Below are 17,814 nucleotides of genomic sequence, written 5' to 3' on the forward strand. Positions count from 1 at the left end.
GCGAGGACTATAAAAGTAAATAGGGAGCATATTCATATGATTTTTTGCTCTGTATAATATATAATTAAGCGCTTACATTTTAATTAATTGGTATCTGTCACTGTTTTACTACAATTATTACTAAAAAATCGAAGAGAGAAGGTGATAACAAAATATATATTTGTTATTTAGGACGAATAAACACATTAAAATATATTTGGGAGGTTATTCATGAAAGTTTCAACAAAATGGCTGGCTTCATTTATGGCTGCGGCAATGATTGGAACCTCGTTGGCTCCGGCCTATGCGGCAACAAGCGGAACATATAACATCACCTCTTCTGTTTCAGATCTGCAGGGTCACTGGGCTGCTGCTGATATTAGCAAATGGATGAATAACGGTGTCATTAACGGATACCCGGACGGGACCTTTCAGCCTAATAAGAGTATTAACCGCGCAGAATTCGTAACGATAGTAAATCAGATATTTGGTTTCACAGCTGCAGCGCCTGTCAATTTCACAGATGTCTCAGCGAACAGCTGGTATGCACAGCAATTCGCTATTGCGAAGGAAGCTGGCTATTACCAGGGCTTTGAGAAGGGTCAGGCACGAGCAACGACAGAGATTTCCCGTCAGGATGCAGTAACTTTGCTTGCACGGGCATTTAGCTTGGCGAGTGGAGAGAATACCTCTTTTGCCTCGTCATTTAAAGATTCAGCTGATATTCAGAAGTATGCGTTGGATGCCGTGAATGCCTTCGCGGGTAAGATCAGTGGCTATCCGGATGGTTCATTCAAACCCAAAGGTGAAATGACACGTGCTGAAGTCGTTACGCTGCTGGACCAGCTAGTAGCAGGCTATTATACAACAACAGGCAGTAATGAAGCCGCAACGATTGATGGAAGCGTCATCATCAATAAGGATGGGGCAAACCTGAAGGGGGCGACTATCAACGGCAACCTGTATCTCGCTCCTGGTATTGGCAACGGAGAGGTCAAGCTTGATGGGATTACGGTCAAAGGAACCACGTTCGTATGGGGGGGCGGAGAGCATACGATTGTTTTTAATAACGCCACTCTCGGTAAAGTACAAGTTAATCGTCCGGATGGTTTGGTCCGTGTGCTGACCACTGGTGCAACGCAGATTGACAGTATCTCCATTGAGAGCAAATCGCGCCTAGAGCTTGGTACAGGCACAAAGGTGGATGAGGTCTTAGCAAATAACACAGTCGCTTTGGTTATCGCAGATGGGGCCTCAATTTCAAACTTGATGGTCAACCAAGAGGCAACGGGTACGACGATCGCCGGTCAAGGCGATATTACGAACGCAATCCTTAAGGCTGCGGGCATTACCGTAAACGGTGCAGCTGTATCTGTTGGAACGATTGCTGTGGTCAATGGCGTTTCGGCGCCGGTTACGACGGGCATGCAAACAACAACGCCAACGACGAATAACGGCTCAGGGGCAGTAACGCCGACACCGACACCGACACCTTCGGTGGATAACGGCTCTGGAACTGTAACTCCGGCACCAACTCCTATCGTCGACTTCGTCGATATGAATGCTACAGCCGAGACTAGATCTCTTTTTGCTTATCTCGAGGATATCCGTGGGAAGCATATTTTATTTGGACAGCAGCATGCTACGACAGAAGGGATGTCGATCACAGAAAAGAATGGCACCCAGTCTGATGCGTATAATGCTGTTGGTGCTTATCCTGCCGTTTTCGGTTGGGATACGCTCAGTCTCGAAGGGTATGAGAAGCCAGGAGTGTCTGGTAACTTTGAGCAAAGCCGCGATAATCTGATCGATGTTATGAAAAAGGCATATGCCCAAAATGGTGTACTGAACCTGAGTTCGCATATGCCAAACTTTGTAACGGGTGGAGATTTCTACGATCTTAAAGGAAGCGTAGTTTCGACTATTCTGCCAGGTGGCTCCAATAACGAGAAGTTTAATCTCTTTTTAGACAACATTGCGGATTTCGCAAATCATCTTAAGACTGATGCGGGTCAGCCGATTCCGGTTATTTTCCGTCCGTTCCATGAGCAGAGCGGTAGCTGGTTCTGGTGGGGTGCTGCTTTCACGACCAAAGACCAATACAAAGAACTCTACCGATATACCGTGGAATACCTGCGTGATCAAAAAGGTGTTCACAACTTCCTGTATGCCTACTCGCCAGGGGGCGGCTTCGGAGATAATGAAGAGAAATATCTGGAGACTTATCCAGGTGATGATTATGTAGATATACTTGGCTTCGACAGCTACTACAACGGCGAAGGCCAAGGTTGGTTCGACAGCGTAGTTAAGGAAACCAAGCTTGTCTCCAACATAGCTGATCAGAAAAATAAAGTTGCAGCGCTCACCGAGTTCGGATATCAGAAGATGCAGGTAAGCGGCAATACAACGCCTGACTTCTATACCCGCTTAGCGGCTGCCTTGAAGAGCGACCCAGACTCCAAACGTATGGCTTATATGCTGACTTGGGCAAACTTTGGTGCGGACTCCATCTATGTGCCATATCCAACGGGTGACCCTACGAAGGAACATGAAATGCTGGCGGATTTCAAAGCATATTATAATGATGATTATTCGCTGTTCAGCGACGGTGTAATCGGCGCCTACAACCGCAATGTGAATGCGGCAGTCGAAAAACCATTCATGCACATCGCTTCACCTACGAACCAAGGCACGATCAGTACGAATACCACGAAGGTTCGGGCACGTGTTTTGCATGAAACACCGGCGAGTGTTGTGTACACTGTGTATGGCTCTACAACCGAAACCCCAATGACGCTCGATGCGAATGGCTTCTACTATACGGCAGACTGGTCGCCGGCAGCTAGCTTGAATGGGAAAATGACCACGATTACCGTAAAAGTGTATGATGCTAACCATACGGTTCTGCAGGAGCAAACCAATACGGTTTTTGTGAAAATCGCTGAAGTATTGCTGCATTCCTATACGTTTGACGATGATATTGCAGGTATCCAGAATAATGGAGGTTATCAAGCGAATATTTCCTCTATCGCTCACCAGACACTGGATGGCAATGGCGTGCTTGCTTTAAGTGTTACCAATGCCGTTTACAGTGACACCTGGCAGGAAATGAAGCTGGAGCTGACCAACGTCAAATCTGTCGTCAACAACGACATGCTCACGGATGTTTCCCGCGTTAAATTTGATGCATGGGTTCCGGTATCTGCGGGCAGTACAGAAGCAACCCCAAGCTTACGTACTGTAATTCAGCTACCCCCAGATTGGGATGCTAAATACGGAATGGAATCACAGGTTGCTTTCTCAGCTATGCCGAAAGTGACGATTAACGGCGTGGAGTATGTGAAATACTCATCAATTATCGATTTGCCGGATGCTGCCAAACGCGAAGCGGCGAGTGATATTGCACTCTCTCTGGTAGGGAGTGGACTCGACAGTGGTAATACTTCCTTTCCTATATATATTGATAACATTCAACTCTATAGCACGTATGTAGAAGCTAGCTCTGATCCAGCTATCGTTGATAATTTCGAAGATTATTTGGGCAGTACGCTTGCGCTTCAGACCAAGTTTGTTCATGCTGGTGGCGATATTGCTGCGGCTTCGCTGGATGCGGGTCATAAATATAGCGGAAGCTATGGCATGAAATACACGTACACACTGGGTGGTAATGGATATACGGGTATTACCAAATCCATGGGTGGTGCAGACTGGTCCGGATTCAATGCCCTTCAGTTCTGGTACCAACCGGATGCTCTAGGTCAGAAGCTGGTGATTCAGATCAACGCCAACGGCAAAACCTATGAGTATTACCCTGATACTACGACAACAACGACACAATTCGTAACCGCCAAATTCAGTGATTTTAAACCGGCTAACGGTGCCACAGGCACTTTAACCAAGTTGAACCTGAATGCTATTCAAGCGTTCTCGATTTATACGAATGCCGTACCAAGCGGCACTACACTGACGTCAGAAATGTATTTTGACGATATCAAAGCAGTAAATGATCCTAATGCTGGAACTGTACCGAACGGCAGCGCTGGCGGTGGAATTGCCCTTGGCACGCTGTTTAACTTTGACGATTCCCTGCAGGATTGGGCATTTGGCCAAAACACTGTGGGGGCAACAAACCTTGCCAACTCTACAGATGGCAGCAGCAAGGTGCTCAGCGTTGATTTTCCGAACACTTTTATAGCGGATGCCAACTTTGAGCTGAATTACATCGGCAATAAAGATCTGAGCAGCGGGAATACACTGAAGCTGAAAGTCCGAATTGCAGCCGGCTCAGCTAAGGCTAAGTTGTTCATCAAAACGGGTGGCAGCTGGGCATGGGCTGATTCAGGTGAGTTTGCGCTGACGACTGATTATCAGTGGATTACCCTTAATTTGAACGGCATGGACGTCAACGGGAACACGATCGACAAAACGTTGATTCAAGCGATGGGGCTTCAAATCTCTGCGCCGAGTGGAAGTAGCTCCCCACTTACGGTTTATGTGGATGATATAAGCTTAGAGTAGGGCTTGTGAATTTCGAAGATTGATTTAAAATAGCTTGAATACAAAAAGGACAGGCCCCGAATTATCGCGGGCTTGTCCTTTTGTGTATTCAATGTAACTTTAGCTTAAGAGATATGCTATTCGACTTCTCTAAGTCTCTCGACAATGGTGGCTTTGTTCAACGTCTTGTAGGCGCTCAGGGTTACCGTGTAAGCAATGACTAATAGAATAGGTATGACTAGGATAAACGGCAGCCAGCTCATATGAAATACCGTAAAAGCCATGATCCCTGTTATATTTTTAGAAATGCTATAGGTAATTAGCACGCCCAAGGTAGAAGTGATAGCCACAGTCAAGAGTACATTATACAGTCCTTCGTATACCAGCATTTTTTTAAGTTGTTTCTTGGTCATGCCGATACTCTCCAGTATGGCAAATTCATTTCTGCGGGAGATGACTCCGGTTAGTACAGTATTAATATAATTCAGCACACCGATGAGCGCGATCACGAAACTGAGACCGTAACCTACCGTTTGAAAAATACGGATGAATCCACCGAGTTCCTGCTTGTAATCTTCTCTGGATTTGAAACTTAGCTCATCGATAGGGGCAGTAAGAGCTTTGGCTGCTTCTTCCACCTCGCTCAGCTTGGTCGGATCAGCGTGGATCGTGGCCGAGAGGATCCTGGAAGGATTGTTCCCCATAGGTAGCATCTTGTTCAGTTCAGAAGAAGGAAGAAAGACATTATAACCGTTTGATGAAAAAGATTTTGTAGTTGCAGCATATAGGCCATCATAAGGTAACACTGCCATTACTTCATAGCTTTTACCTAAGGTTTCGTAGGTGATTTTGTCGCCAGGATGATAATAGGTTGCATTACTATCCTCTGCTAAAATGCTTTCGGTAATAATTGCGTAATCTCCAGACATAAATTTTTGCTTGTCGAATGTGCCTTCGAGGATGTCCTTCTTCACCCAGTCTAGCCAACCTGTATCTAGTCCATAAAGATTAATGAAAATAGCTCCGTTTTTTAATGTATAGATAAGACCAGGATCTGGTGAAGCAACAAAGGGTTGTAACACAGAGCGAATAGCCTCATCTAAAGGATAGAATTCGTAATTGAAATATACCTTATCAACACTCTTTACATTGGGTATCTTGCTTAGGCTGCTGCAGAATGGTTCGGAGAGGGCCAGCGGATCGCCTCGTTCTCCTTCATGGAGGATCATCGCCTCATTGTTCACTACAAAATCCCCAGATATAAATGAACTTAAGTACTTGTTAACATCCAATGAGGAGATCACCGTAAAGATAATGCTGAACAAGACAATACTTAGCGAGAGAGAGGACAGCATAAGCAGCAGCTTTTTTTTGTTTCTAAAAAGGTTGGAGAACGCCATGCTGTATATTCTGGCTCCGTGTTTGGACTGTTTCGTAATCTTCCTGCCGCTGTGCCTTATCCCAGCGAACTTTACAGCCTCCACTGGGGAGATCCGCGCGGCGATCCTGCTCGGCTTACTGGCAGCAATCCATACTGTAAGGTAAGAGAAGAGGGCTGCCCCTAGGAAAATGAATGGACTGGCTGAATACGAAGTTTCTACAGTCTCACTGGACATCGAGTTTGCCATGGGGGTAATCAACTGTCCGATGGCATAGCCAATGGCCATTCCGAACGGGAGGGCAATTACGTATAACATTTTGGCCTGAATAGATATAATTCTCTTCAGCTGTCGTGGCGTGGTTCCAATCGTCTTCAGTAAGCCATAGAACTTTACGTCCCGTACTACAGAGATATAAAAAATATTATAAATGAGTAAATAACCACTAAGCATAATGATAAAGACTACAGCCGCATAAGGGATCAGGTTCATGATATTGTCGGATAAATAGGCAGTAGAATAGGCCCAATTTACTCCAATGGGGGCATCTAATCCCGTATCAGCCAACACTTTGTTCAGCTTCTTCTCAATATTGATGGAATTGTTAAACATCACACTTAAATCTGAGGTATTAATATAAGTAGCGTCGGTCTTGGAAATGAGCGGATCGATTTGGGCTAAGTTTTTCTTAGCAAAAGCCTCAGAGACGAAAGCCATCCCCGCTAGAGCCAAATGCTCATCCGCTTCGTAGTACCCCGACAGTATAAAGTCCTGACTTATGGTCTGCTTCCCAATCTCAATCTCCAAATTTAGCCGCTGGCCCAGTTTATGCTTCAGGCCTAGTTTATCCAACTCCCAAGTGTTCAAGGCGATCTCATTTTCTCCGGAAGGCAGGCCACCTGCAATGAAATTAACAAATGAATGTTTAGCATAGCTTTTATCAATCTGATGAACTTCTATCCGAGTATCCTTGAAGGCAGGGTTGCTTATCGTTCCAACATTGAGAGAAATCCCGTATTGCCGGATAGAGGGGTGTTTCTTCAGTGTCGCTACCTCAGATGGAGTTAGATATTTGAATCCTCCATGAAAATCAGTTCCTACGGTTCTCATCTGAGTATATTCCGACGATTTGCTGAGGCTGAAGGATAAAGTGAACATACTGGTAATTAAAAGCGTAGTCAGCACGATGGCACAAACAATAGCGAGACTACGCGTCTGATTGGCCTTTAGGCTTTTGAAGGCAAGGCGCCGCACGATCTTACGGTTATTCGTTCCGATCATAATGGGGGTACCTCAGTGGCTAGCGCGTTGCCGGAAACAATCTTTCCGTCCTCAATCCGGATAATCCGGTCTGCACTCTGTGCAATACTCTCGTTATGCGTGATCATTACAATGGTCTGATTGAATTTCTCACTCATCTGCTTCAATAGAATAAGTACTTCCTGGCTGGTCTTGTTGTCCAGATTGCCTGTGGGTTCATCCGCCAGGATAATGGACGGTTTAGTAGCCAAGGCTCTGGCTATCGCTACCCGCTGCTGCTGTCCTCCCGAGAGGTTGGAAGGCAGGTTATGTACTTTTTCTTGAAGACCCAAGGTTCGAATAACTGTATCGAGATACTCCTTGTCTATCTTGCCTCCGTCCAGTTCGATGGGAAGGACAATATTCTCCCGTACATTTAGTATTGGAACCAGATTGTAGCTCTGAAACACGAATCCGACCGATCTGCGCCTGAAAATGGTTAACTTCTCATCGCTCATCGTATAAATATCATGCTCATCCACATATACCTTGCCTTCTGTAGCCCGATCGAGACCGCCGAGCATATGCAAAAGTGTACTTTTCCCACTGCCGCTGGTGCCGACAATAGCCAGAAATTCACCCTTCTTCACCGAGAGCGACACGTCATCCAGGGCTTTAACCGTCTGTTCACCTTTCCCATAATACTTCTTCAGATTTTCTACTCTTAAAATAGGCATAAGCTTTTCCCTCCAATGATGGTACCTTATTTACCATTAAAGGTAGCAAATAAAACTGACAGGATCATGTCTGAAATCTGACGGTATAGTCACATTCAGATGTTGGACAAGTAAATCGAGAATACGGTGCCCTTGCCAAGCACAGAGTCGACTTTAATGTGGCCGCCTTGTGCGGTGACAATCTCCCGAGCCAGAAATAAACCAATACCGATACCGTCGATTTCACCTACGTTATTTCCCCTGTAAAACCGTTTGAATATATGTTTGAGCTCCTCAGGCTCAATTCCTATGCCCGTATCCGAGATATCAATGCGTGTGAACATTTCGTTTCTCTCAGCCGAGAGATGAATGTTGCCGCCTTGCTGTGTGTATTTCACTGCATTCTCCAGTACATTGAATAGCGCTTCACTTGTCCATTTAAGATCATAACAGGCTGATATTAGAGTGTTACAGGTTATGCTAATGTCGATACGTTTGCTTTCTGCTTGACTAAAAACTTGGGCTACACTCTTTGTAATCATCTGAATTACAGGATGTAAAGCAATTTCAAGTGAAATCATACCCGTCTCCAGACGGGAGAGCTTAATCAAGGACGCAATCAGCCAATCTAGCTTTTGGGATTGAGCTTGAATACTGTTTATAAAATGCCTGTTTTCCTCATCTAGTCCAGGTTTCTCCGCTAAGAGCTGGCTGTATACCATAATATTGGACAGAGGTGTTTTGGTCTGATGGGAAATGTCGGAGATGAGTCCTTTGATTTTGTTCTTTTCAATGATTATGTTCTGTTCGTTGGACCGTGAAATGTCTATGTAACGCATTAGTTTATGTTCCATTAAGGACAGGCTGGTCTCTTCATAATGGCTTTTTAGTTTCCGGCCATTGACAGCACTGTCAACCAATTCATTCATACTCTCCGTGAAGGCAGTAATCTGTCGTCTGAGTGACCAGACCCATGCGACTCCAACTGCTATCATACAAGCTATAAACAGGGAGGATATCCATAAAATTGTGAGATCGAATCCTTTTAGAATAATGATAGTGCTCGTATAAACGAAGATAAGCATAATCAAAAGCAGCGAAAATATAATGTTCACCTGTTTGGAGTGACGTACTTGGCCATCTTTGTTCATTAACTCTGCCCCTCTGCCCACATATAACCTAAGCCATAGATGGTTTTTATATATTTTGGAGAAGAAGGTTCGTCTTCAATTTTAGCCCGCAGCCGTTTAATGGCTACTGTCAGGGCATTCTCATCCACAAATTCAGCCTCTTGGCTCCAGATCTTGTCGATTAGTTGTTCTCTAGTTAGGATGTTTCCGGAGTTAATCACCAGAATCTTTAGCAGCTTCTGCTCGGTTCTGCTCAGTACTAACTGGCGGTTGTGCTTGTAATATTCCATCTTCGCGAAGTCAAAGGTTAGAGGACCTATCGTAGCTTTATTCTCACTATGCAGATCTGTTCTTTTGAGAACAGCCAATACTCTGGCGCGTAGGACCATCAGGCTGAACGGTTTAGTGATATAATCATCACCCCCTAGTTCAAAACCCATGACAATATCCGACTCCATATCATTAGCGGTCAGAAAAATAATCGGTATCCTTGATGTTTTGCGGATAGTCTCGCAGTAATCTAAACCACTTCCGTCAGGAAGATTGATATCCAGAATGATTAAATCAATCTTAATGGAAGCGAGGAGTTGCTCTGCCATAGCTAAAGAATAAGCTTGTTCTATAACTAGATCATTCTGAGAAAGCGTTAAGGCGATTCCCTTATTCAAACTGCGGTCGTCTTCAACGATCAGTATTGTCTTCATAGGCGACTCTCCTTAATAATGCTCAAACCTAATAGCATCAGATATCTAAAGTAAGTATACACTTCCAGATATTCCTTCGGAAATGCTATTTATAGCCCCCAAGTGGTCTGCAGTCTCATAGCCTCCCCGACTAAGGTCCAGTACTAAAAACCGTCTGTGGTCTGTTTTGAAAATCAATGGATTGCCCTAGAATAAGGTTATAAGGTTGAGGACAACGAAAGGCGGTGAGAAAAATGCAAAGAAGAAATGGAAACGGATTGGCGATTGTGCTGATTGCTATCGGAGCGATTATGTTGTTGGGAGTATTACCTCATCTGATTCACGGAATCTTCGGAATCCTGTTCCCGGTATTGATGGTGGCTCTTGGATATTACGGAATTAAGAGCGGACACAAGATAATCGGCTGGGTGGTGCTGTTCATTGGTGTGATGACTCTGATCGCGAAGCTTTCCTGGATCATCGGACCACTGCTCGGTATAGCGCTGGTGGTTTGGGGGATCTCAGTATTGAAGGGCAAGAGACGCGGTACTTATTAAGATGATTAATGATGTAGAAATTTACTTAACTTAGAAGCAGGGAGGGAGCAGGAAATCATGAGTGTTTTTCGCCGCATGAGGGATATTACCGTAGCTAATCTAAATGAACGTCTGGAACAAAGCCAAGACCCCGTAAAGCTGATTGATCAGTTTCTCCATTCAACCCGTGAGGAAATTGGTGAGGCTGAGAGATTGTATCAGCAATACGCTTCCCATACGAAGCAATTGCAGCAGCAGGTGAATCAGGCGACAGCCATGAGAAATAAACGTGAAGAGCAGGCACTGCTAGCATTGAAGGCCGGTGAGGATAATCTGGCGAAGCTGGCCTTGCAGGAAAAGATCATTCACGAGGAAAAGCTGGAGCAGTACAGCGGGCTTCTGGAACAGAGTCAACAATCACTGTTTGATCTTGAAGGTCAGCTGAATGAGCTGAAAATAGAGTATCAGACGGTGTACAGCAAACGTCAGTATTACGCGGCACGGATGGAGTCGTTGCGATTGCAGCAGCGCATGAATCAAAGAGCTACAGCATACGGCAACAGCGGTGACGTTCCCAAAATGTTCGGTAGGCTGGAAGACAGGCTGACTGACTGGGAGCTTGAAGCGAAAAGTCTGAGCGACCTGCGTCGGATGGGGCAGGAATATGTAGTGCAGGCTGGAGAAACAGTTGCAACTATACTCGAAAGAGAAATGGCTCGCCTAAAGGAGAAATTGAACAATGGCGGAAAGGAGTAGCACAATGACCCGATTGTATCGTTCTACCCGTAACCGGGTAATGACAGGGCTGGCTGGAGGATTATCAGAAACGTTAGGGATTGATTCAACGCTGTTCCGGATTCTGTTGTTGGTCAGCATCCCTTTTACAGGTGGTACCACAATCTTCGTGTACCTTATCGCAGCGCTTATTATTCCCAAAGAGCCTACTCAGTATAATCCCTTCGGTCCTGGTCCTGGTGCGCCAGGCGGCCCTTATGGCGGTCATTTCTCCGGCAGATCTGAGCATGGACGCGGACCGCAGGGACATGGAGGATACGGCCCATATGGACGTCAGCCTAACCAGAATCCCGGTTTTGACCCGAACAACGCATATTCAGCTCCAGACTCCGGCCTGGATGCCATGATGAAGGATATTGAGAAAAAAGCATTGCAAAAAGAAGTAGAACAGCTCAAACAAAAACTGTCTAAATACGAGAAGGGAGAAGTGTAAATCATGGGAGTATTTCAGAGAATTAAGGATATGACTAAAGCGTCAGTAAATGACTTGTTGGATAAAGTAGAGGACCCAATCGTAATGCTGAACCAATATCTGCGCGATATGGAGGCCGAAATTCACGAAGCGGAAGTAACTGTAGCGAAGCAAATGGCGAACGAACGCCGGATGAAGCAGCGTGTAGATGAGGCTGCCAAGGTATCCGGACAACGTGCAGCACAAGCCGAATTGGCGCTGAAGAACGGTCAAGAGGAAGTTACGCGCAAGCTGCTGGAGGAAAAAATCTACTTCGACCAAAAGCATGCGGAGTACAGCGAGCTGCACGGCCAAGCCGAAGCGCAAGCTAAGGAACTGGTAGCTCAGTTGCATGAAATGAAAGATGAGTTCTACAAGCTGCGCAACAAGCGCAATGAGCTTGTGTCCCGTGCCCAAATGGCCAAAGCCAAGAAACAAATGTCGCAAATCAGCAGTGTGCATGCTATTGAGAGCGGTAGTGCATCACTAGGCTTCCATCGTATGGAAGAAAAGATCATGCAGCTTGAAGCAGAAGCTGATGTTATGCGTGCCCCTTACAGCCCTTCGGCTGCTGCCTACAGCAAACCGATTGATGCTGAGAAGCAGTTGAAAGTGGAAGAACAACTCGCTGCACTCAAAAGCAAGCTGAATGATAGTGCTGCAGCACCTTCTCTGAACAAAGAAGAATAGTAATTGCTTGTTTCTAAAACTTAAGCGAATATGATATGCTAAATAAGGTAAAGCCATACGGTAGGGGATTCCCATACCGGTATGGCTTTTCCAGCGGTATAGGATGGTGGGATAGATCCGATTCCGTGCAATTTCTCCATGAGGAATAGTATTCTATACTGGCGGATGTTTTTTTGAGAATAAAGGGAATTCATCCCGCTAATTCTCTCTAAAAGTTCATTTTTTATGAATTAAAGGGAAATGTTCCCTCTAATAGTTAGGAAATCAGTTATAAAAGCCCAAAAGAGCAATTATAGAGGGATGAATTCCCGCTAATCTACGTAATAGTCTAGTTGACGTGTATTTAGAGGGAGGTTTTCCCGCTAATCGTGCGCGCTGATCTTCCCCACCCGTAGAGGAGAATCTACAAGCGGCTTGAATGCTTACGAAGTTAGTTTTGCTCTGCAAAACTCAAAGTTAATGCTTACGAAGATAGTTTAGCTACGCAAAACTCAAGGTTAATGCTTACGAAGTCAGTTTTGCTACGCAAAACTTTCAGGAGGTGCGAAATGGATAAACGAAACCGTTTGATTGCCATCGGACTAATTGGGATTGGCTGCGTGATGATTTTTGGTAAATGGATCGGCTCTTTCTCCATTATCGCGCTTCTGTTCCTGCTGCTGGGGATTTACCGTACGACGTCAGGCAAAGTGAAGCAAGGGTATAAGCTGCTTGGTATTGGTGCAGTACTGCTCCTGCTGGATCATTTACTGCTCGTGCTCGGAATTTGCTTAATCTCATTGGGAATGTTTTTTACCAAATCCAAAAGAGTGCAGCGCAGAGAAGGGTTTATGCAGAAGCAAAACTTCTCGTCCAGGTTTGACTGGGACCGCGCACCTTGGGTGATGCACAGTCTCAGCGCATGGCATGTGCTTGGTGAAGCTAATCTTGATCTTTCGTTGGCTATGGCGGAGGATAAGGAGACAGTGATGCTGTTTCAGGGAATATTTGGTGATATGGATATCCATCTATCTGACGAGTATGCTGTGGAGATAGAGGCATTTGTCCTATTTGGTTCGATCGAATTTGGCAACCAACGCGATACAGGCATGCTGAATCGGTTGAATTGGAAATCAGCCAATTATGATAGCTGCGAACAGAAATTGAAAATAAGCATCTCTTATCTGATGGGAGATTTGGATCTGCGGTTGTCCTAAATCGCGTAATATATGAAGGGTGGGCCCCCGGGTGGAAAAAAAGCATGCGAATATGGTAGCGCGCAGCATGGGTGAGGGGGCTCTTTTCTCTTTAGTCATGCTGCTCGTAATATTGTACATCATGTATACATATGGTTATTTGCAGCCCTTTGAGGACTGGAAAATAGGAGTTCGTACGGCAGTCACGTTAATTCTGCTGCCCATGGCTTTTGGGATTGGTTTTGGATTCCATCAGAGCTTTCGTATCAAGCTAAAGCTGGAAAGGCTGCGGGAAACACTGGTACTGTGGGAAAAGGGCAATCTGACGTTATCTATGCCGGAGCTTGGTAACGATGAGCTGGGTCGACTGGGAGAGCAGTTGGGCCGGATCAGTGAGAAATGGGAGAATCAAGTGTCAACACTGCAGCGGTTGTCTACGAATAACGCGAAGCTCGCCGAGCAGGCGCGGGTTACGGCCATCATGGAGGAACGGCAGCGGCTGGCCCGTGAGTTGCATGATGCTGTCTCTCAACAGCTGTTCGCCATCTCCATGACCGCAACAGCGGTAGGACGGACACTCGATAAGGATTTCGATAAAGCCCAGCGGCAGATTGCGCTTATTGAGGAAATGTCCGCTGTAGCCCAGTCAGAGATGAGGGCGCTGCTGCTGCATTTAAGACCGGTATATCTGGAAGGCAAGGGGCTAGCGCAAGGACTGCAAGAGTTGATAAAGGAGCTGAAGGTTAAGGTTCCGATTGAAATTGTGTTTGAGATGGACCCTGACGTGCAGATGTTAAAAGGCATCGAGAACCATTTGTTCCGAATTGTGCAGGAGGCGATTTCCAATACGCTCCGGCATGCCAAGGCAGAGAAGATGGAAATCCGCTTGCATCGTCGAGGGGATACCGTTCGGTTAACGCTGCGTGATGATGGGATCGGCTTTGAAATGGACGATAGCAAACAGACTTCCTATGGGTTATCGAACATGAAGGAGCGTATTACTGAAACCGGAGGCTCGATTCAGTTTATTACTGCTCCAGGTAAAGGGATGCGGATTGAGATAACCGTTCCGCTAGTGAATGAATTAATCAATGAATAGGAGGAAAGGGCAATCATGGGGATGGAAGGACCGATTAAAGTGCTGCTGGTAGATGATCACGAAATGGTGCGGATCGGATTGGCTGCAGTCCTCGGTACCGAGGACGGAATTGAAGTGGTGGGCGAAGCAGGAAGCGGAGAAGAAGGCATTCGACTGGCTAAGGAATATAATCCTGATGTTGTGCTGATGGATCTCGTGATGGATGGGATGGACGGAATTGAAACAACGAGACAGCTGATGAAGCTGTACCCGGAATGCCGAGTGATTGTGCTGACCAGTTATTTGGATGATGAAAAGATGTATCCAGTCATTGAAGCTGGCGCCTTCAGCTATCTCCTGAAGACCTCACGCGCGATTGAAGTTGCAGATGCGATCCGTGCTGCGGCTAGAGGACAATCTGTGCTTGAATCCCAGGTAGCTTCCAAAATGATGAATCGCTTCCGCACGAATGCTAATGGCGAGACACCTGCATATAAAGAGCTTACTGAGCGTGAGATGGAAGTGCTAAAACTGCTCGCAAAGGGCAAATCCAATCAGGATATCGCCGATCAATTAATCATTGGTATCAAAACAGTGAAATTCCACGTGACGAATATTCTCGCCAAGCTGGGTGTGGATGACCGGACCCAAGCGGCAATTTATGCATATAAAAATGGACTGGCTGAATAATTCGTAAGTGTAAGGTTTAAAATCTCTCTCGTAGGACATCCTGTTTAGTAGATTACTAGACCGGATTGAGAGGGAGATTAATAGTGAGAGAGAGAAATAGAACTAGAACTAGAACTAGAACAGGTGCTAAAGGGAAACTGCTTATGTGGATGTGCATCACAATAGCCATGTTGGTAGGATTCCGCTACGCTGCCGGTACATCGACCACAGTAGCTGCCGCGAATGCTTCTCTAGCTGCTAATGCTGGACTTAACGAATCGCTTCTGTTATTAAGCTCTCTGGGCCAGGAGGTTACAATGTCTGGAACCCCACTCCGTCTGGTTATGAAATGGCAGGGAGAATTCATTCAGGTTAACCCTGATACTGCAGAAGCTGCACAAAAGCTGTCAGCGGAGCTCGGACTTGGAGAGGTCAGTCAGGCCGAAGAGGATGGACATATGACCTATCGCGCTGTCGCTGCTCCGAATTCATCCTATCGGACTTCAATGTTCTGGAGTGAGCTTGGGAATGGCAGCAGTTATGTTATCGTAACTTTGGAGACTGCAGATTTGCTCAAGGCAACCGGGCTTCAGAATACGGCAGAAGAAGCTGGAGTAATTATGCACAAGGCTGGCATTACAGCCGAATGGAACGTTTCCCTACAAGGTATTGCCAAAGCGCAAGGAACTCCCCAAACAGCTTTGAATCATTCGGAGGAGTCCATGGTCGGTCATTTGTCAGGAATCATGGCAGTAGAAAGCTACGAAGATGAGACTACCTATAGCAGATCTTATGCTGTACCTGGCTTTGAACGATACGTTAGCAGCGGTGATCATGCCATCGCCTTACAGGCAGCTATTCATAAGAATGGCAATGATGAGCGTAACCGGATCACACTTGGTTTTCCTTTAATAACCATCGAATACTAGCACGAAGTGCTTAATATAAGCTTAGATATGGTTTCTAATAAGAAAGAGTAATCAAACTTTACGAAATCCCGAGAGTATTTGTCAGGAATGTGATAGCATCCTTTTTATGAATATGATAAAATGACATAACGTCGTCGTACATTTTTATGATGCAGTCGACGCTGAGAATAAACGACAACTATATTACATAGAGAAAGATGAGGAGCCATGGCTGAAAATCAAACCCTTGATACACTGCATACACCCGGTGCTGTATTTTTTATCTTTGGGGCAACCGGAGATTTAGCCCGGCGTAAGCTTTTCCCGGCGATTTACAGCTTGTACCGTGAAGGTAAGCTGACACAAGATTTTGCGGTAATTGGCGTGGCGCGACGCCCGCGTACTCAAGAAGAGTTCAGAATTGATGTGAAGGAATCCATCCTGGAGTTCTGTCGTTATCAGGCAGGGGACGAGAGTGAATGGAATGAATTCGTACAGCATTTTGAATATAAGTCGCTGGACATCAACAATATTGACGGTTTCCGTGAGCTGAGAGCTCAAACGGAGGCGCTTGAAGAGAAGTTCCATATTCCAGGCAACCGTATGTTCTACCTTGCTCTTGCTCCTGAATTGTTCGGCAGTGTTTCGTTCAACCTTAAGGCTGGTGGCATGCTGGATAGTCAAGGCTGGAACCGCCTCGTTATAGAGAAACCCTTCGGATATAATCTGGAGTCAGCGGAGACGTTGAACGGACAAATTCGTGAGGTGTTCAAGGAAGAGGAAGTCTACCGGATCGACCATTATCTGGGTAAGGAAATGGTGCAGAACATTGAAGTTATCCGGTTTGCGAATGCCTTCTTCGAGCCGCTCTGGAACAATAAGCATATTGCCAATATTCAGATTACACTTGGTGAAACTGTAGGTGTAGAAGAGCGCGGGGGCTACTACGATAATGCCGGTGCTCTGCGGGATATGGGACAGAACCATATTTTGCAGCTGCTGACGATGATTGCAATGGAGCCGCCTAGCCGTCTGTTGGCTGAAGATATTCGTGATGAGAAGGTGAAGGTATTACGCTCGTTGCGTCCATACGCTTCACCGGATGAAGTTCGTAGCCATGTAGTGCGCGGACAATATACTCAAGGAATACACAAAGGCAAGACCCTTCCGGCGTACCGCCAGGAGGAGAAAGTGAATCCGGAATCCAATACGGAGACCTATTTTACTGCACGTGTATTTGTGGACAATTTCCGCTGGGCAGGCGTTCCTTTCTACATTCGTACCGGCAAGCGTCTTCCCGTGAAGACGACGGAAGTGGTTGTAGAATTTAAGGGTATGCCAACCAATGTCTATTTGGGACAAAAGCATAAACTGGAGCCGAACCTGCTCGTCATTCGCGTCAATCCGATGGAAGGCATCTACGTTAAGATTAACGCCAAGAAGCCGGGCTCGGAATCGGAAATTCAGCCGTTAGCGATGGATTTCTGCCAGAGTTGTATGGTAGGCATTAACTCGCCGGAAGCTTATGAACGCTTGCTGCATGATGCAGCACGAGGCGATTCCACTTATTTTACCCGTTGGGATGAGGTATCCTCAGCTTGGTCGTTCGTGGACCGTATTGCCAAGGCTTGGAAGGAAGAATCCAGTGATTTGGCTTCTTATCCGGCTGGTTCATGGGGTCCGGTTGAAGCGGATCAATTGCTCGCTCAGGATGGCTTCCATTGGTGGCCAGTAAACGGCCAGGAAGAAGACAATGTAGTATGGCAGGTTAATAGCTAATACTAATCAGCACACGTGAATACCACTCCCTGCAGCGTCTGCAGGGAGTATTTTTTTAGAAATAAGGGAGCCAAAAGGCCAAAATGACGTATTGCCGATATTAAATTTTT

14 protein-coding genes are annotated in these 17,814 nt (G+C 45.9%); 10 read left to right on the forward strand and 4 right to left on the reverse strand.

All coding sequences use genetic code 11. The features are described from left to right. Positions 1–210: 210 nt before the first annotated feature. Positions 211–4,497, forward strand: coding sequence for a glycosyl hydrolase (locus H1230_RS05760; RefSeq protein WP_239714596.1), 4,287 nt, complete (start codon positions 211–213; stop codon positions 4,495–4,497). 116 nt (positions 4,498–4,613) lie between these two features. Here H1230_RS05760 and H1230_RS05765 read toward each other — a convergent pair whose 3' ends face one another. The 4 genes from H1230_RS05765 to H1230_RS05780 all read right to left on the reverse strand — a co-directional run bounded on the left by H1230_RS05765 (position 4,614) and on the right by H1230_RS05780 (position 9,644). Next, entirely contained in the window at positions 4,614–7,136 is a 2,523-nt protein-coding gene (locus H1230_RS05765; protein ID WP_239714597.1) for an ABC transporter permease, read from the reverse strand. Next, positions 7,133–7,831, reverse strand: coding sequence for an ABC transporter ATP-binding protein (locus H1230_RS05770; protein WP_239714598.1), 699 nt, complete (start codon positions 7,829–7,831; stop codon positions 7,133–7,135). Before H1230_RS05770 ends, H1230_RS05765 begins: the two co-directional genes overlap by 4 nt. 95 nt (positions 7,832–7,926) lie before the next feature. Beyond that, the gene (locus H1230_RS05775; RefSeq protein WP_239714599.1) at positions 7,927–8,961 is read right to left on the reverse strand and encodes a sensor histidine kinase; all 1,035 of its coding nucleotides are present in this window, start codon (positions 8,959–8,961) and stop codon (positions 7,927–7,929) included. After that, positions 8,961–9,644: a response regulator transcription factor gene (locus tag H1230_RS05780; RefSeq protein ID WP_239714600.1), complete on the reverse strand. Its 684-nt coding sequence runs from the start codon at positions 9,642–9,644 to the stop codon at positions 8,961–8,963. The genes H1230_RS05775 and H1230_RS05780 overlap by 1 nt, the downstream gene beginning before the upstream one ends. 233 nt (positions 9,645–9,877) lie before the next feature. Between H1230_RS05780 and H1230_RS05785 the strand changes: the two genes are divergently transcribed. The 9 genes from H1230_RS05785 (at position 9,878) to zwf (ending at position 17,704) form a co-directional block, all read left to right on the forward strand. Then, positions 9,878–10,180, forward strand: a complete 303-nt coding sequence (locus tag H1230_RS05785; RefSeq protein ID WP_239714601.1) for a LiaF transmembrane domain-containing protein — start codon at positions 9,878–9,880, stop codon at positions 10,178–10,180. A gap of 57 nt (positions 10,181–10,237) precedes the next feature. After that, positions 10,238–10,915 carry a PspA/IM30 family protein gene (locus tag H1230_RS05790; RefSeq protein WP_239714602.1) on the forward strand — a complete coding sequence of 226 codons (678 nt, stop codon included), beginning with the start codon at positions 10,238–10,240 and terminating at the stop codon, positions 10,913–10,915. 4 nt (positions 10,916–10,919) lie between these two features. Further along, positions 10,920–11,387 (forward strand): PspC domain-containing protein, encoded by a 468-nt coding sequence (locus H1230_RS05795; protein ID WP_239717124.1) that lies wholly within the window; start codon positions 10,920–10,922, stop codon positions 11,385–11,387. A gap of 3 nt (positions 11,388–11,390) precedes the next feature. After that, on the forward strand, positions 11,391–12,095 hold the full coding sequence (locus H1230_RS05800) for a PspA/IM30 family protein (protein ID WP_239714603.1): 705 nt from the start codon (positions 11,391–11,393) through the stop codon (positions 12,093–12,095). Positions 12,096–12,643: 548 nt separating this feature from the next. After that, positions 12,644–13,291, forward strand: a complete 648-nt coding sequence (gene liaF / locus H1230_RS05805; RefSeq protein ID WP_239714604.1) for a cell wall-active antibiotics response protein LiaF — start codon at positions 12,644–12,646, stop codon at positions 13,289–13,291. Positions 13,292–13,343: 52 nt separating this feature from the next. After that, positions 13,344–14,369 (forward strand): sensor histidine kinase, encoded by a 1,026-nt coding sequence (locus H1230_RS05810; RefSeq protein ID WP_239717126.1) that lies wholly within the window; start codon positions 13,344–13,346, stop codon positions 14,367–14,369. Between the two features lie 15 nt (positions 14,370–14,384). Further along, positions 14,385–15,038: a response regulator gene (locus H1230_RS05815; RefSeq protein ID WP_195724480.1), complete on the forward strand. Its 654-nt coding sequence runs from the start codon at positions 14,385–14,387 to the stop codon at positions 15,036–15,038. Positions 15,039–15,121: 83 nt separating this feature from the next. Further along, positions 15,122–15,946, forward strand: a complete 825-nt coding sequence (locus H1230_RS05820) for a YwmB family TATA-box binding protein (protein ID WP_239714605.1) — start codon at positions 15,122–15,124, stop codon at positions 15,944–15,946. Between the two features lie 207 nt (positions 15,947–16,153). Next, on the forward strand, positions 16,154–17,704 hold the full coding sequence (gene zwf, locus H1230_RS05825; protein WP_239714606.1) for a glucose-6-phosphate dehydrogenase: 1,551 nt from the start codon (positions 16,154–16,156) through the stop codon (positions 17,702–17,704). Positions 17,705–17,814 lie beyond the last annotated feature (110 nt).

This window comes from Paenibacillus sp. 19GGS1-52 (assembly GCF_022369515.1).
Classification (GTDB): Bacteria; Bacillota; Bacilli; order Paenibacillales; family Paenibacillaceae; genus Paenibacillus_AQ.

Excerpts from the sequence above, each read along its gene's own strand:
- H1230_RS05760 (WP_239714596.1), top strand. The coding sequence starts at position 211 with ATGAAAGTTTCAACAAAATGGCTGGCTTCATTTATGGCTGCGGCAATG.
- H1230_RS05765 (WP_239714597.1), bottom strand. The coding sequence starts at position 7,136 with ATGATCGGAACGAATAACCGTAAGATCGTGCGGCGCCTTGCCTTCAAA.
- H1230_RS05770 (WP_239714598.1), bottom strand. The coding sequence starts at position 7,831 with ATGCCTATTTTAAGAGTAGAAAATCTGAAGAAGTATTATGGGAAAGGT.
- H1230_RS05775 (WP_239714599.1), bottom strand. The coding sequence starts at position 8,961 with ATGAACAAAGATGGCCAAGTACGTCACTCCAAACAGGTGAACATTATA.
- H1230_RS05780 (WP_239714600.1), bottom strand. The coding sequence starts at position 9,644 with ATGAAGACAATACTGATCGTTGAAGACGACCGCAGTTTGAATAAGGGA.
- H1230_RS05785 (WP_239714601.1), top strand. The coding sequence starts at position 9,878 with ATGCAAAGAAGAAATGGAAACGGATTGGCGATTGTGCTGATTGCTATC.
- H1230_RS05790 (WP_239714602.1), top strand. The coding sequence starts at position 10,238 with ATGAGTGTTTTTCGCCGCATGAGGGATATTACCGTAGCTAATCTAAAT.
- H1230_RS05795 (WP_239717124.1), top strand. The coding sequence starts at position 10,920 with ATGACCCGATTGTATCGTTCTACCCGTAACCGGGTAATGACAGGGCTG.
- H1230_RS05800 (WP_239714603.1), top strand. The coding sequence starts at position 11,391 with ATGGGAGTATTTCAGAGAATTAAGGATATGACTAAAGCGTCAGTAAAT.
- liaF (WP_239714604.1), top strand. The coding sequence starts at position 12,644 with ATGGATAAACGAAACCGTTTGATTGCCATCGGACTAATTGGGATTGGC.
- H1230_RS05810 (WP_239717126.1), top strand. The coding sequence starts at position 13,344 with ATGGTAGCGCGCAGCATGGGTGAGGGGGCTCTTTTCTCTTTAGTCATG.
- H1230_RS05815 (WP_195724480.1), top strand. The coding sequence starts at position 14,385 with ATGGGGATGGAAGGACCGATTAAAGTGCTGCTGGTAGATGATCACGAA.
- zwf (WP_239714606.1), top strand. The coding sequence starts at position 16,154 with ATGGCTGAAAATCAAACCCTTGATACACTGCATACACCCGGTGCTGTA.